This is a genomic window from Pseudomonas sp. G34 (assembly GCF_031119625.1).
GTDB lineage: Bacteria > Pseudomonadota > Gammaproteobacteria > Pseudomonadales > Pseudomonadaceae > Aquipseudomonas.
In genome coordinates this window covers 1-16022 of record NZ_JAVHZV010000008.1, presented here as the reverse complement: position 1 = coordinate 16022, position 16022 = coordinate 1, and the positions used below count along the sequence as shown (strand labels likewise).

The 16022-nt window shown below is 59.1% G+C and carries 13 protein-coding genes and 1 tRNA gene; all 14 read right to left on the bottom strand.

The window, feature by feature from the left end:
• Window positions 1–197: GTP-binding protein (locus QYS36_RS05410; RefSeq protein ID WP_256592507.1), on the bottom strand; the 197-nt coding region annotated here is incomplete at its 3' end.
• A gap of 30 nt (window positions 198–227) precedes the next feature.
• Window positions 228–2357, bottom strand: a complete 2130-nt coding sequence (fusA, locus tag QYS36_RS05405) for an elongation factor G (RefSeq protein WP_308838529.1) — start codon at window positions 2355–2357, stop codon at window positions 228–230.
• 30 nt (window positions 2358–2387) lie between these two features.
• Complete coding sequence (gene rpsG / locus QYS36_RS05400) at window positions 2388–2858, bottom strand: 30S ribosomal protein S7 (RefSeq protein WP_172149911.1); 471 nt, start codon at window positions 2856–2858, stop codon at window positions 2388–2390.
• Window positions 2859–2975: 117 nt separating this feature from the next.
• A complete protein-coding gene (gene rpsL, locus QYS36_RS05395) occupies window positions 2976–3347 on the bottom strand; it encodes a 30S ribosomal protein S12 (protein WP_003186084.1) in 372 nt (123 codons plus the stop codon).
• A gap of 158 nt (window positions 3348–3505) precedes the next feature.
• Complete coding sequence (gene rpoC / locus QYS36_RS05390) at window positions 3506–7705, bottom strand: DNA-directed RNA polymerase subunit beta' (protein WP_308838528.1); 4200 nt, start codon at window positions 7703–7705, stop codon at window positions 3506–3508.
• A 61-nt stretch (window positions 7706–7766) separates the two neighbouring features.
• Window positions 7767–11840, bottom strand: coding sequence for a DNA-directed RNA polymerase subunit beta (gene rpoB, locus QYS36_RS05385; RefSeq protein WP_308838527.1), 4074 nt, complete (start codon window positions 11838–11840; stop codon window positions 7767–7769).
• A 219-nt stretch (window positions 11841–12059) separates the two neighbouring features.
• Window positions 12060–12428, bottom strand: coding sequence for a 50S ribosomal protein L7/L12 (gene rplL, locus QYS36_RS05380; protein ID WP_074890265.1), 369 nt, complete (start codon window positions 12426–12428; stop codon window positions 12060–12062).
• Between the two features lie 80 nt (window positions 12429–12508).
• Entirely contained in the window at window positions 12509–13009 is a 501-nt protein-coding gene (gene rplJ / locus QYS36_RS05375) for a 50S ribosomal protein L10 (RefSeq protein ID WP_111465135.1), read from the bottom strand.
• A 213-nt stretch (window positions 13010–13222) separates the two neighbouring features.
• On the bottom strand, window positions 13223–13918 hold the full coding sequence (rplA, locus tag QYS36_RS05370) for a 50S ribosomal protein L1 (protein ID WP_070887121.1): 696 nt from the start codon (window positions 13916–13918) through the stop codon (window positions 13223–13225).
• The gene (gene rplK, locus QYS36_RS05365) at window positions 13919–14350 is read right to left on the bottom strand and encodes a 50S ribosomal protein L11 (RefSeq protein WP_025167734.1); all 432 of its coding nucleotides are present in this window, start codon (window positions 14348–14350) and stop codon (window positions 13919–13921) included.
• Between the two features lie 116 nt (window positions 14351–14466).
• On the bottom strand, window positions 14467–15000 hold the full coding sequence (gene nusG / locus QYS36_RS05360) for a transcription termination/antitermination protein NusG (RefSeq protein ID WP_308838526.1): 534 nt from the start codon (window positions 14998–15000) through the stop codon (window positions 14467–14469).
• A gap of 13 nt (window positions 15001–15013) precedes the next feature.
• Window positions 15014–15382 (bottom strand): preprotein translocase subunit SecE, encoded by a 369-nt coding sequence (gene secE / locus QYS36_RS05355; protein WP_075933571.1) that lies wholly within the window; start codon window positions 15380–15382, stop codon window positions 15014–15016.
• A 43-nt stretch (window positions 15383–15425) separates the two neighbouring features.
• A tRNA-Trp gene (locus QYS36_RS05350) sits at window positions 15426–15501 on the bottom strand.
• A gap of 53 nt (window positions 15502–15554) precedes the next feature.
• Window positions 15555–16022: EF-Tu/IF-2/RF-3 family GTPase (locus tag QYS36_RS05345; protein ID WP_308838525.1), on the bottom strand; the 468-nt coding region annotated here is incomplete at its 5' end.

Below are 16022 nucleotides of genomic sequence, written 5' to 3'. Positions count from 1 at the left end.
GCAGTGTTGATGGTGATACCACGAGCCTTCTCTTCCGGGGCGCTATCGATCTTGTCGAAGTCGACCTTGGCCGAACCGAAAACCTCGGAGCAGACGCGAGTCAGAGCAGCGGTCAGAGTGGTTTTACCATGGTCAACGTGACCGATGGTGCCAACGTTGACGTGCGGTTTGTTACGTTCGAATTTTTCTTTAGCCACGACAGTGAACCTCTTGCCTAAAGGGCTGAATCAGCCTTGTTTTTTAACCAGAGCTTCGACGATGTTCGCCGGAGCCTCGGAGTACTTGGAGAATTCCATGGAGCAGCTTGCGCGACCCTGGGACATGGAGCGAACGTCGGTTGCGTAACCGAACATCTCACCCAGCGGAACCTCGGCACGGATAACCTTACCGGAAACCGAGTCTTCCATACCCTGGATCAGACCACGACGACGGTTCAGGTCACCCATCACGTCACCCATGTAGTCCTCAGGGGTTACAACTTCTACTTTCATGATCGGCTCAAGCACTACACCGCCGCCCTTCTGGGCCAGCTGCTTGGTCGCCATGGAAGCTGCCACCTTGAACGCCATCTCGTTGGAGTCGACGTCATGGTAGGAACCGTCGAACACGGTCGCCTTCAGGCCGATCAGCGGATAACCGGCAACGACGCCGTTCTTCATCTGCTCTTCGATACCCTTCTGGATGGCCGGGATGTATTCCTTCGGAACCACACCGCCCACGACTTCGTTGACGAATACCAGACCTTCCTGACCTTCGTCGGCCGGCGCGAAGCGAATCCAGCAGTGACCGAACTGACCACGACCACCGGACTGACGAACGAACTTGCCTTCGATTTCGCAGTTCTTGGTGATCTTCTCGCGGTAGGAAACCTGCGGCTTGCCGATGTTGGCTTCGACGTTGAACTCGCGCTTCATGCGGTCAACGAGGATGTCCAGGTGCAGCTCACCCATACCGGAGATGATGGTCTGGCCAGTCTCTTCGTCGGTCTTGACGCGGAACGACGGGTCTTCCTGAGCGAGCTTGCCCAGTGCGATGCCCATCTTTTCCTGGTCAGCCTTGGTCTTCGGCTCAACGGCTACCGAGATAACCGGCTCCGGGAAGTCCATACGCTCGAGGATGATCGGCTTGTCGGCGTTGCACAGGGTGTCACCGGTGGTGACGTCCTTCATGCCGATCAGTGCAGCGATGTCGCCAGCGCGCACTTCCTTGATCTCTTCACGCTGGTTGGCGTGCATCTGCACCATACGACCAACGCGCTCTTTCTTGCCCTTGACCGAGTTGATGACGGAGTCACCGGAGCTCAGGAAGCCCGAGTAGACGCGCACGAAGGTCAGCGTACCGACGAACGGGTCGGTGGCGATCTTGAACGCCAGCGCCGAGAACGGCTCGTCGTCGGAAGCGTGACGCTCGTCGTAGTCGGCGTCTACCAGGTCTTCTTTCGGCTTCTCGATCAGATCAGGGTGGATACCCTTGATCGGCGGGATTTCGGTAGGAGCAGGCAGGAAGTCGATGACCGCATCGAGAACCAGGGGAACACCCTTGTTCTTGAACGAGGAACCACAGACAGCCGGAACGATTTCGCTGGCCAGGGTGCGCAGGCGCAGACCGGCTTTGATTTCCTCGACGGAGAGGTCGCCCTCTTCGAGGTACTTGTTCATCAACTCTTCATTGGCCTCGGCAGCAGCCTCGACCATGTTGCTGCGCCATTCGTTGGCCAGCTCGAGCAGCTCCGCCGGAATTTCTTCCTCGCGGTAGGTGGTGCCCTTGTCGTCGTCGTTCCAGTAGATGGCCTTCATCTTGATCAGATCAACCTGACCTTCGAAGTTCTCTTCTGCACCGATGGCGATCTGGATCGGAACCGGGGTGTGACCCAGACGGTTCTTGATCTGACCGACGACGCGCAGGAAGTTGGCGCCAGCGCGGTCCATCTTGTTGACGTAGACGATACGCGGAACGCCGTACTTGTTGGCCTGACGCCATACGGTTTCGGACTGCGGTTCAACGCCCGAGGTACCACAGAACACCACGACGGCGCCGTCGAGTACACGCAGCGAACGCTCAACTTCAATGGTGAAGTCAACGTGGCCGGGGGTATCGATGACGTTTACGCGGTAGTTGTCGTACTGACCACGCGAACCCTTCCAGAAGGTGGTAACGGCAGCGGAGGTAATGGTGATACCACGCTCCTGCTCCTGCACCATCCAGTCGGTAGTGGCTGCACCGTCATGCACCTCACCCATCTTGTGGCTGAGACCTGTGTAGAACAGGATCCGCTCTGTAGTCGTGGTCTTGCCCGCATCGACGTGCGCGCAAATACCGATGTTACGGTAGCGGTTAATTGCTGTATTACGAGCCATAAAGCCCTCGCAAATTGAGTGATGCCGGATTTAGAAACGGTAGTGCGAGAACGCTTTGTTGGCTTCGGCCATACGGTGCACGTCTTCACGCTTCTTGACGGCGGCGCCCTTGCCTTCGGCGGCGTCCATCAGCTCACCAGCCAAACGCAGGGCCATGGATTTCTCGCCACGCTTACGGGCGAAATCCACCAACCAGCGCATGGCCAGGGCGTTACGACGGGACGGACGAACTTCGACCGGAACCTGGTAAGTAGCACCGCCTACACGGCGCGACTTCACTTCGACCAGCGGAGCGATGGCGTCGAGAGCTTTCTCGAAGATTTCCAGGGGATCGCTGTTCTTACGCTCTTTAACCTTGTCCAGGGCGCCATAAACGATACGCTCGGCAACGGCTTTCTTGCCGCTCTCCATTACGTGGTTCATGAACTTGGCCAGGATTTGGCTTCCGTATTTTGGATCGTCAAGCACTTCGCGCTTGGCTGCTACACGACGTCTTGGCATTTGATAAGCCCTCAAACGGTCTTCAGGTTAGCCCGGGACTGTAACTATCTGGTTACGCCCGACCTTACTCTTATCGACTCAATAAAATTAGAAACTGCATTGAATACCGGCGGCCGATCACTTCGGACGCTTGGTACCGTACTTCGAACGACCCTGGTTACGGCCTTTGACACCCGAGGTGTCCAGCGAGCCGCGAACGGTGTGATAACGCACACCTGGCAAGTCTTTTACACGACCGCCACGGATCAGCACGACGCTGTGCTCTTGCAGGTTGTGGCCTTCACCGCCGATGTACGAGGAAACCTCGAAACCGTTGGTCAGGCGAACACGGCAAACTTTACGCAGTGCCGAGTTAGGTTTTTTCGGCGTGGTGGTATACACGCGAGTGCATACGCCACGACGCTGGGGGCAGTTCTGCAGCGCAGGCACGTCGGATTTCTCGACGATACGCTTGCGCGGCTGACGCACCAGCTGGTTGATAGTTGCCATCTACTAGCTCCACTGTCCGTCTTTCGACGCTATTTATTTACACCATAAATAAATGGCAGGGCTGATGCCCTGCCATATTTAGGGGTGCATGAGTCTAAAGAGACTCGCCCCCCCAGTCAAGATACGTGTCCCGGCTGCCAGGCAGCCGGGTCGCGCTCTCAATTTTCGCTGGAGTTCAGCGCTTCGGTCAGCGCTGCTTCCACTTCGCTGGCGCTTACGCGCATCGGCTTGTCGGCTTCACGCTTGCGCTTGCGCTCGCTGTGATAGGCCAGGCCGGTACCTGCCGGGATCAGACGACCCACGACCACGTTCTCCTTCAGGCCACGCAGGAAGTCGCGCTTGCCAGTAACCGCCGCCTCGGTGAGGACGCGAGTGGTTTCCTGGAAGGAGGCCGCCGAGATGAACGACTCGGTGGACAGCGACGCCTTGGTGATACCCAGCAGGACGCGGGTGTACTTGGCAACGAACTTGTCCTCTTCGGCCAGGCGCTCGTTCTCGCCCAGTACCTGAGTGAGCTCCATCTGGTCGCCCTTGATGAAGCTGGAGTCGCCAGACTCGGACACCTCGACCTTGCGCAGCATCTGGCGCAGGATGGTCTCGATGTGCTTGTCGTTGATCTTCACGCCCTGCAGACGGTAAACGTCCTGGATCTCGTTGACGATGTACTTGGCCAGCGCGCTGACGCCCAGCAGACGCAGGATGTCGTGCGGATCGCTCGGACCGTCGGAGATGACTTCACCCTTGTTGACCTGTTCACCTTCGAACACGTTCAGGTGACGCCATTTCGGGATCAGCTCTTCGTACGGATCACTGCCATCGGTCGGCGTGATGACCAGACGGCGCTTGCCCTTGGTCTCCTTGCCGAACGAGATGGTGCCGCTGATTTCCGCCAGGATAGAGGCTTCTTTCGGACGACGCGCTTCGAACAGGTCGGCAACGCGTGGCAGACCACCGGTGATGTCACGGGTCTTCGAGGTTTCCTGCGGGATACGGGCGATAACATCACCGACCGCAACCTGCGCACCATCGGCCACGCCGACTAGGGCGTTGGCTGGCAGGAAGTACTGCGCCGGTACGTCGGTACCCGGCAGCATCAGATCCTTGCCGTTTGCATCGACCAGCTTGACGGCCGGACGAATGTCCTTGCCGGAAGCCGGACGATCCTTGGCGTCGAGAACCTCGATATTGGTCAGACCGGTCAGTTCGTCGGTCTGGCGCTTGATGGTGATGCCCTCCTCCATGCCGACGAAGGTAACGGTACCCTTCATTTCGGTCACGATCGGGTGGGTGTGCGGGTCCCACTTGGCGACGATGGCGCCAGCGTCGACCTTGTCACCTTCCTTCACGGAAATCACCGCACCGTACGGCAGCTTGTAGCGCTCGCGCTCGCGGCCGAACTCGTCGGCAACGGCCAGCTCACCGGAACGCGATACCGCGATCAGGTTGCCGTCCAGACGCTCGACGTGCTTGAGGTTGTGCAGACGAACCGCACCACCGTTCTTCACCTGGACGCTGTCGGCAGCCGAAGTCCGGCTTGCCGCACCACCGATGTGGAAGGTACGCATGGTCAGCTGGGTACCCGGCTCACCGATCGACTGGGCAGCGATAACGCCGACCGCTTCGCCGATGTTGATCTGGTGACCGCGGGCCAGGTCGCGACCGTAGCACTTGGCGCAGATGCCGTAGCGGGTTTCGCAGCTGATCGGCGAACGCACGACCACTTCGTCGATGCTGTTGAGCTCGATGAACTCGACCCACTGCTCGTCGACCAGGGTACCGGCCGGAACGATGACGTCTTCGGTGCCAGGCTTGAACACGTCACGGGCGATGACACGGCCCAGTACGCGCTCACCCAGCGGCTCGACCACGTCGCCGCCTTCGATGTGCGGGGTCATGTGCAGACCCTGCTCGGTGCCGCAATCGATCTCGGTGACCACCAGATCCTGGGCCACGTCGACCAGGCGACGGGTCAGGTAACCGGAGTTCGCGGTCTTCAGTGCGGTATCCGCCAGACCTTTACGCGCACCGTGGGTGGAGATGAAGTACTGCAGTACCGACAGACCTTCGCGGAAGTTCGCGGTGATCGGCGTCTCGATGATCGAGCCATCCGGCTTGGCCATCAGGCCGCGCATACCGGCCAGCTGACGGATCTGCGCGGCGGAACCACGAGCACCCGAGTCGGCCATCATGTACATGGAGTTGAAGGACTCCTGATCGACTTCGTTGCCGTCGCGGTCGATGACCTTCTCTTTCGAGAGGTTGGCCATCATCGCCTTGGATACTTCGTCGTTGGCCTTCGACCAGAGGTCGATCACCTTGTTGTACTTCTCGCCCTGGGTAACCAGGCCGGAGGCGTACTGCGATTCGATCTCTTTAACTTCCTCGGTGGCGGCGTCAATGATGCGCGCCTTCTCATCCGGGATGACGAAGTCGTTCACACCGATCGACACACCGGAAATGGTCGAGTAGGCGAAACCGGTGTACATCAGCTGGTCGGCGAAGATCACGGTGTCTTTCAAGCCAACGGTGCGGTAGCACTGGTTGATCAGCTTGGAGATCGCCTTCTTCTTCATCGACTGGTTGACCACGTCGAACGACAGGCCAGCAGGCACGACCTGGAACAGCAGCGCACGGCCGACGGTGGTGTCGACGATGCGGGTGTTCTTGGTGATGCTGCCGTCACGGTCTTTGATGACTTCGTTGATACGCACTTTCACGCGGGCGTGCAGGGACGCTTCGCCGGCGCGGAATACCCGGTCGACTTCCTGCAGGTCGGCGAATACGCGACCTTCGCCCTTGGCGTTGATGGCCTCACGGGTCATGTAGTACAGACCCAATACAACGTCCTGGGACGGCACGATGATCGGCTCACCGTTGGCAGGCGACAGGATGTTGTTGGTCGACATCATCAGCGCGCGCGCTTCGAGCTGGGCTTCCAGCGTCAGCGGCACGTGAACGGCCATCTGGTCACCGTCGAAGTCGGCGTTGTACGCGGCGCAGACCAGCGGGTGCAGCTGGATGGCCTTACCTTCGATCAGCACCGGCTCGAACGCCTGGATGCCCAGACGGTGCAGGGTCGGTGCACGGTTGAGCAGTACGGGGTGTTCGCGAATCACTTCGGCGAGAACGTCCCATACTTCCGGCAGCTCGCGCTCGACCATTTTCTTGGCCGCTTTGATGGTGGTCGCCAGACCACGCATTTCCAGCTTGCCGAAAATGAACGGTTTGAACAGCTCGAGGGCCATCTTCTTCGGCAGGCCGCACTGGTGCAGACGCAGTGCCGGGCCAACGGTAATTACCGAACGGCCGGAGTAGTCAACGCGCTTACCGAGCAGGTTCTGACGGAAACGACCCTGCTTGCCCTTGATCATGTCAGCCAGGGATTTCAGAGGACGCTTGTTCGAACCGGTGATGGCGCGACCGCGACGACCGTTGTCGAGCAGTGCGTCGACCGCTTCCTGCAGCATGCGCTTTTCGTTGCGCACGATGATATCGGGAGCGGACAGATCCAGCAGGCGCTTCAAACGGTTGTTACGGTTGATGACGCGGCGATACAGGTCGTTCAGGTCGGAAGTGGCGAAACGGCCACCGTCGAGCGGAACCAGCGGACGCAGGTCTGGCGGCAGCACCGGCAGAACGGTCAGCACCATCCACTCGGGCAGGTTGCCGGAACCCTGGAAGGCTTCCATCAACTTCAGACGCTTGGACAGCTTCTTGATCTTGGTTTCCGAGTTGGTCTGCGGAATCTCTTCGCGCAGGCGGCCGATCTCGTGCTCCAGGTCGATAGCGTGCAGCAGCTCGCGAACGGCCTCGGCACCCATGCGGGCGTCGAAGTCGTCACCGAACTCTTCCAGCGCTTCGAAGTACTGCTCGTCGTTGAGCAGCTGGCCCTTCTCGAGGGTGGTCATGCCCGGGTCGATAACGACATAGCTCTCGAAGTAGAGAACGCGTTCGATATCACGCAGGGTCATGTCCATCAGCAGGCCGATACGGCTCGGCAGGGACTTCAGGAACCAGATGTGGGCAACCGGAGAGGCCAGTTCGATGTGCGCCATGCGCTCACGACGAACCTTGGCCAGGGCGACTTCAACGCCGCACTTCTCACAGATCACACCACGGTGCTTGAGGCGCTTGTACTTGCCGCACAGGCACTCGTAATCCTTTACCGGGCCAAAGATCTTGGCGCAGAACAGGCCGTCACGCTCAGGCTTGAACGTACGGTAGTTGATGGTTTCCGGCTTTTTAACTTCACCGAACGACCACGAACGGATCATCTCAGGCGAAGCAAGACCGATGCGAATGGCATCGAACTCTTCGACTTGACCCTGGTTTTTCAGCAAATTCAGTAGGTCTTTCAAGGCCTTTCCTCCTGGCGGAGCAGGCAGCGGGAGTGAAGCCCCGCTGCCGATTCACGTCGTGTTATTCGGTTTCCAGATCGATATCGATACCGAGCGAACGGATCTCTTTGATCAACACGTTGAAGGACTCGGGCATGCCCGGCTCCATGCGGTGATCGCCATCCACGATGTTCTTGTACATCTTGGTACGGCCGTTCACGTCGTCCGACTTGACGGTCAACATCTCCTGCAGGGTGTAGGCGGCGCCGTAAGCTTCCAGAGCCCAGACCTCCATCTCCCCGAAGCGCTGACCACCGAACTGCGCCTTACCACCCAGCGGCTGCTGGGTAACCAGGCTGTAGGAACCGGTAGAACGAGCGTGCATCTTGTCGTCCACCAAGTGGTTCAGTTTCAGCATGTACATGTAACCGACCGTGGTCGGGCGCTCGAACTGGTTGCCGGTACGGCCGTCGATCAGGCGCATCTGGCCGCTTTCCGGCAGATCCGCCAGTTTCAGCATGGCCTTGATTTCGCTTTCCTTGGCACCGTCGAACACCGGGGTCGCCATCGGCACGCCTTTGCGCAGGTTGTTGGCCAGGGCCAGCACTTCCTGATCGCTCAGCTCGTCGAGGTTCTCCTTGCGCCCACCGATCTCGTTGTAGATCTGCTGCATGAACTTGCGCAGCTCAGCGACCTTGCGCTGCTCTTCGAGCATCAGGTTGATCTTCTCGCCCAGACCTTTGGCCGCGAGGCCCAGGTGGGTTTCGAGGATCTGACCAACGTTCATACGCGACGGTACGCCCAGCGGGTTGAGGACGATGTCGACCGGCGTGCCATGCACGTCATGCGGCATGTCTTCGACCGGCATGATCACCGAGACCACACCCTTGTTACCGTGACGACCGGCCATCTTGTCACCCGGCTGGATGCGACGACGGATAGCCAGGTAAACCTTGACGATCTTCAGTACGCCCGGCGCCAGGTCATCGCCCTGCTGCAGCTTGCGCTTCTTGTCTTCGAACTTGTCGTCGAGCAGCTGACGGCGGTCGGAGATGTAGGCCTGAGCCTTTTCCAACTGCTCGTTCAGTGCATCGTCAGCCATGCGCAGCTTGAACCACTGGCCGCGCTCCAGGCCGTCGAGCACTTCGTCAGTGATCGCAGCGCCTTTCTTCAGGCCAGCGCCGCCTTCGGCGATCTTGCCAACCAGGGCGGAACGCAGACGTTCGAAGGTCGCGCCTTCGACGATGCGGAACTCTTCGTTGAGGTCCTTGCGGATCTCGTCCAGCTGGCTCTTCTCGATCGACAGCGCACGGGCATCACGCTCGACGCCATCGCGGGTGAAGACCTGTACGTCGATGACGGTGCCCTTGGTGCCGGTCGGCACGCGCAGGGAGGTGTCCTTAACGTCGCTGGCCTTCTCACCGAAGATCGCACGCAGCAGCTTCTCTTCTGGCGTCAGCTGGGTCTCGCCTTTCGGGGTGACCTTGCCAACCAGAATGTCGCCTGGGCCGACTTCGGCGCCAACGTAGACGATACCGGCTTCGTCGAGCTTGTTCAGAGCAGCTTCACCCACGTTCGGGATGTCCGCAGAGATTTCCTCTGGGCCGAGCTTGGTGTCACGGGCCACACAGGTCAGTTCCTGGATGTGGATCGTGGTGAAGCGGTCTTCCTGAACCACGCGCTCGGAGAGCAGGATGGAGTCTTCGAAGTTGTAACCGTTCCACGGCATGAACGCGACGCGCATGTTCTGACCCAGCGCCAGTTCACCCATGTCGGTGGACGGGCCGTCGGCCATGATGTCGCCACGTGCCACCACGTCACCTTTCTGCACCAGCGGACGCTGGTTGATGCAGGTGTTCTGGTTGGAACGGGTGTATTTGGTCAGGTTGTAGATGTCCACACCGGCTTCACCGGTCTCGACTTCATCGTCGGCAACGCGAACCACGATACGGCTGGCATCGACGGAGTCGATCACCCCACCGCGGCGAGCCACGACGCAGACGCCGGAGTCACGGGCGACGTTGCGCTCCATGCCGGTACCCACCAGCGGCTTGTCCGAACGCAGGGTCGGAACGGCCTGACGCTGCATGTTCGAACCCATCAACGCACGGTTGGCGTCGTCGTGCTCGAGGAACGGGATCAGCGAGGCAGCAACGGAAACGACCTGCTTGGGCGAAACGTCCATCAGGGTGACGTCTTCCGGCGCCTTGACGGTGAACTCGTTCAGGTGACGAACAGCCACCAGCTCGTCGATCAGCATCTTCTTGTCGTTCATCGTGGCCGAAGCCTGGGCGATCACGTGATCAGCCTCTTCGATGGCGGACAGGAACACGATCTCGTCGGTGACCTTGCCTTCCTGAACCACGCGGTACGGGCTTTCCAGGAAGCCGTACTGGTTGGTGCGGGCATAGGCGGCCAGGGAGTTGATCAGACCGATGTTCGGACCTTCCGGCGTTTCGATCGGGCACACGCGGCCGTAATGGGTCGGGTGTACGTCGCGGACTTCGAAGCCTGCGCGCTCACGGGTCAGACCGCCCGGGCCGAGTGCGGAAACACGGCGCTTGTGGGTGATCTCGGAGAGCGGGTTGTTCTGGTCCATGAACTGGGAAAGCTGGCTGGAACCGAAGAATTCCTTCACCGCTGCCGCAACCGGCTTGGCGTTGATCAGATCCTGCGGCATCAGGCCTTCGCTTTCGGCCATCGACAGACGTTCCTTGACCGCACGCTCGACGCGCACCAGGCCAACCCGGAACTGGTTCTCGGCCATCTCGCCGACGCAACGTACACGGCGGTTACCCAGGTGGTCGATGTCATCGACGATACCTTTGCCGTTACGGATATCGACCAGGGTCTTGAGCACTTCGACGATGTCTTCGCGGCTCAACACGCCCGAACCTTCGATCTCGGTACGCCCGATACGACGGTTGAACTTCATGCGGCCAACAGCGGACAGGTCGTAACGCTCGGCACTGAAGAACAGGTTGTTGAACAGGGTCTCGGCGGCATCCTTGGTAGGTGGCTCGCCAGGACGCATCATGCGGTAGATCTCGACCAGCGCTTCGAGCTGATTGGTGGTGCTGTCGATCTTCAGCGTGTCGCTGATGAACGGACCACAGTCGATGTCGTTGGTGTACAGGGTTTCGATGCGCACGACCTGGGCCTTGGCGATCTTCGCCAACAGCTCGACCGACAGCTCGGTGTTGCACTCGGCGAGGATTTCGCCGGTAGCCGGGTGCACGATCGCCTTGGCGGTGGTGCGGCCGATCAGGTAGTCGAACGGTACGTCCAGCTCCTTGATGCCAGCCTTGTCCAGCTGGTTGATGTGGCGAGCGGTAATACGACGGCCCTGCTCGACGATCACCTTGCCACTGCCATCCTTGATGTCCTGGCTGGCGATCTCACCACGCAGACGCTGCGGTACCAGCTCCAGGCTCAGGCCTTCGCCTTTCACGTGGAACACGTTGGTGGTGTAGAAGGCATCGAGCACTTCTTCGGTGCTGTAGCCCAGCGCGCGCAGCAGTACCGAGGCCGGCAGCTTGCGGCGACGGTCGATACGCACGAATACCGCGTCCTTCGGGTCGAACTCGAAGTCCAGCCAGGAACCACGGTAAGGAATGATGCGCGCCGAATACAGCAGCTTGCCCGAGCTGTGGGTCTTGCCACGGTCGTGGTCGAAGAACACACCCGGGGAACGGTGCAGCTGGGAAACGATCACGCGCTCGGTACCGTTGATGACGAAGGTACCGTTCTCGGTCATGAGCGGAATTTCGCCCATGTACACTTCCTGCTCTTTGATGTCCTTGATCGCTTTGTTCGACGATTCTTTGTCGAAAATGATCAGGCGCACTTTCACGCGCAGCGGAACGGCAAAGGTCACGCCACGCAGCACGCACTCTTTGACGTCGAACGCCGGCTCACCCAGGCGGTAGCCGACGTATTCCAGAGCAGCGTTGCCGGAGTAGCTGATGATCGGGAATACAGATTTGAAGGCCGCATGCAGGCCGATGTCGCGGAACTGTTCCTTGCTCGCGCCTTGCTGCAGGAATTCGCGGTACGAATCCAGCTGGATGGCCAGGAGGTAAGGCACATCCATGACATCCGGCAACTTGCTAAAGTCCTTGCGGATACGTTTTTTCTCAGTGTATGAGTAAGCCATCAGCGTTCCCCAGCTTGGTCACCTGCTTATTTGGCTCCTCCGACGGGAGTAGCCAGAAACTCGTGCAAACCCTAGGTTTGCGCCACCTCGTTGGTGGGTCTTTCACGTCCCGTGCCGGGGCTGTGGACAGCCGAGCTAGAACGGAAAAAGGCCGGTGGCAAGAGCCACCAGCCGTCAGCCTTGTGCGAGTTGCGCGGGCTGTAGACGCAAGGTCGTCGCTTACTTGAGCTCGACTTTGGCGCCTGCTTCTTCCAGAGCTTTCTTGGCAGCTTCGGCTTCGTCTTTCGACACGCCTTCTTTGACCACGCCAGGAGCGCCGTCAACCACTGCTTTGGCTTCTTTCAGACCCAGACCGGTCAGTTCACGAACAGCCTTGATCACGTTCACTTTCTTGTCGCCAGCTTCAGCCAGAACGACGGTGAACTCGGTTTGCTCTTCAGCAGCGGCAGCAGCCGGGCCAGCAGCAGCAACGGTAGCAGCGGCAGCGGTAACGCCGAAGGTTTCTTCCATCGCCTTGATCAGCTCGACGATTTCCATGACGGATTTCTGGCCGATCGCTTCGATGATTTGCTCGTTAGTCAGAGACATGACTATGAATTCCTGTATTGGGGTGACGGCCTACGCGACCATCAAATTAAACATGTGATTTCGAAAGGTGCTACGCGGCCTTAGGCAGCAGCAGCTTCTTTCTGGTCGCGAATGGCTGCCAGAGTGCGAGCGAGCTTGCTGGTGGCGCCTTGGATAACGCTCATCAGCTGTGCGATACCCTCGTCGCGGGTCGGCAGGCTTGCCAGTACGTCGATCTGATTGGCTGCAAGGTACTTGCCCTCGAACGCAGCGGCTTTGATCTCGAACTTGTCCTGACCCTTGGCGAAATCCTTGAACAGACGGGCAGCAGCGCCCGGGTGTTGGTTGGAGAACGCAATCAGGGTCGGGCCTTTGAACACGTCGTTGAGCACATCGTACTGAGTGCCTTCAACGGCGCGCTTGAGCAGGGTATTACGTACAACACGTACGTATACGCCAGCTTCGCGGGCCTCTTTACGGAGTCCGGTCATAGCGCTTACGGTCACGCCACGGGCATCAGCCACGACAGCGGACAGGGCAGCTTTGGCAGCCTCGTTGACTTCAGCGACGATGGCCTTCTTGTCTTCGAGTTTAATTGCCACGGGTTTACTCCTGGATGTTACCGTTTCGCCCGGCCTGAGCCGGACGGCGTTTTGGTGTCTGATTCGGTAAGAATCGGGAGCACCATCTGCGTAGGGTTGAAGATCGCTCTTCGGGTTTGAGGCTTGCGCCCCCTACGGTCTTGGATAGCCCCCGCCAGGCAGGGACCCCAATTTTTTCGCGGCAGGCGCACCCAGTGCGCCTGCCGTCATGCATTAAGCGTCCAGCGAACCTTGGTCGATCAGCAGACCTGGGCCCATGGTGGTGCTCAGGGTCACGCGCTTGACGTAGACGCCTTTCGAGGTCGACGGCTTCAGGCGCTTGAGATCGGCCAGCAGCGCTTCCACGTTCTGCTTCAGCTTGTCGGCTTCGAAGCCAACCTTGCCAACCGAACCGTGGATGATGCCGTTCTTGTCGGTACGGAAACGTACCTGACCAGCTTTGGCATTCTTGACTGCAGTGGCGACGTCTGGCGTCACGGTGCCGACTTTCGGGTTAGGCATCAGACCGCGCGGGCCGAGAACCTGGCCCAGCTGGCCAACAACGCGCATGGCGTCCGGGGAAGCGATGACGACGTCGTAGTTCAGGTCGCCGCCTTTCATTTCAGCAGCCAGATCGTCCATGCCTACGCGGTCGGCACCGGCGGCCAGAGCAGCTTCAGCGCCCGGACCCTGGGTGAAGACAGCGACGCGAACGGTCTTGCCGCTGCCATTGGGCAGAACGGTAGCACCACGAACGACCTGGTCGGATTTACGCGGGTCAACGCCGAGGTTGATCGAGATATCGACCGACTCGGAGAACTTGACCGCGGAAATTTCGGCCAGCAGCGCAGCAGCGTCGTTGAAGCTGTAGGCTTTGCCCGGCTCGATCTTGGCCGCGATAGCCTTTTGGCGCTTGGTCAGCTTAGCCATTTACACACCCTCCACGTTGAGGCCCATGCTACGAGCAGAACCGGCGATGGTGCGCACGGCTGCATCCATATCAGCTGCAGTCAGATCGGCCTGCTTGGTCTTGGCGATCTCTTCGAGCTGAGCACGGGTAACGGTACCGACCTTGACGGTGTTCGGACGAGCCGAGCCACTGGTCAGGCCAGCTGCTTTCTTCAGCAGCACGGAAGCCGGGGTGCTCTTGGTTTCGAACGTGAAGCTACGGTCACTGTAAACAGTGATGATCACAGGAGTCGGCAGACCAGGTTCCATGCCCTGAGTCTTGGCGTTGAACGCCTTGCAGAATTCCATGATGTTGACGCCGTGCTGACCCAGAGCGGGGCCGACGGGTGGCGACGGGTTGGCCTGAGCGGCCTTTACTTGCAGCTTGATATAAGCCGTGATTTTCTTAGCCATTAGCTACTCCAGTTACGGGTTCTAGCGCCTTGCGGCTCCCCGACTATTGCCTGTTTATCCCAGTGACAACAAAACCCCGCAGCCTATGACTGCGGGGTATGGGATGCGTGTGTCAGTTACGACTTCTCGACCTGACTGAACTCCAGCTCGACCGGAGTGGCACGACCAAAAATGGTCACTGCCACCTGGATGCGGCTCTTCTCGTAATTCACTTCTTCGACGACGCCACTGAAATCAGCGAACGGGCCATCGACAACACGAACCATCTCGCCCGGCTCGAACAGCGTCTTGGGCTTGGGCTTGTCACCACTGTCGGCAACACGACGCAGAATGGCGTCAGCCTCTTTCTCGGTGATCGGCGCCGGCTTGTCGGCAGTACCACCGATAAAGCCCATCACGCGCGGCGTATCCTTGATCAAGTGCCAAGTCGCCTCGTTCATTTCCATCTGTACCAACACGTAGCCTGGAAAGAACTTGCGCTCACTCTTGCGCTTCTGGCCATTACGCATCTCCACCACTTCTTCGGTGGGAACCAGAATCTCGCCGAACTGATCTTCCATTCCGGCGAATTTTACGCGCTCGATCAGCGAACGCATTACATGCTTCTCGTAACCCGAGTAAGCATGCACAACGTACCAACGCTTAGCCACGGGACACCCTATCTCAACTTACAATAAACGACACAAGCCAACCGAGGAGCGAATCGAGCCCCCACAACACCAGAGCCATGACAAGCACGACCAGGACGACGATCAGCGTGGTTTGCGTGGTTTCCTGACGGGTAGGCCAGACAACCTTGCGAATTTCGACGCGAGCTTCCTTTGCCAACCCGAAAAAGGACTGACCTTTTGCCGTTTGCAGCGCGATCAGTGCAGCGACAACCGCCAGCACGAGCAAGGCAACGACACGGTACAGGATCGGCTCACCGGAGAAGTACTGATTACCGACCACTCCAGCGACCACAAGCAGGGCCACCGCGATCCACTTGAGCAGATCAAAACGAGAGTCTTTGGCTTCAGCCTTAACATTCATGAACAAGGATCCTGTGAGAAGACACGCCAAATTCGTTAGAAAATGGCAGGTCAGGAGGGAATCGAACCCCCAACCTACGGTTTTGGAGACCGTCGCTCTGCCAATTGAGCTACTGACCTAGAACAAAATCAGGCCGACCATTATGCCGGCCTGACGGGGACAGATCAATCGATTATTCGACGATCTTTGCTACAACACCGGCACCAACGGTACGGCCACCTTCGCGAATGGCGAAGCGCAGGCCGTCTTCCATGGCGATCGGCTTGATCAGGGTGACAACCATTTTGATGTTGTCGCCCGGCATTACCATCTCAACGCCTTCCGGCAGTTCGCACGAACCGGTCACGTCAGTGGTACGGAAGTAGAACTGCGGACGGTAGCCTTTGAAGAACGGGGTGTGACGACCACCTTCTTCCTTGGACAGAACGTACACTTCAGCTTCGAACTTGGTATGCGGCTTGATGGTGCCCGGCTTGGCCAGAACCTGACCACGCTCTACGTCGTCACGCTTGGTGCCGCGCAGCAGAACGCCACAGTTCTCACCAGCACGACCTTCGTCGAGCAGCTTGCGGAACATCTCGACACCGGTGCAGGTGGTCTTGGTGGTGTCACGCAGACCAACGATCTCGATTTCTTCCTG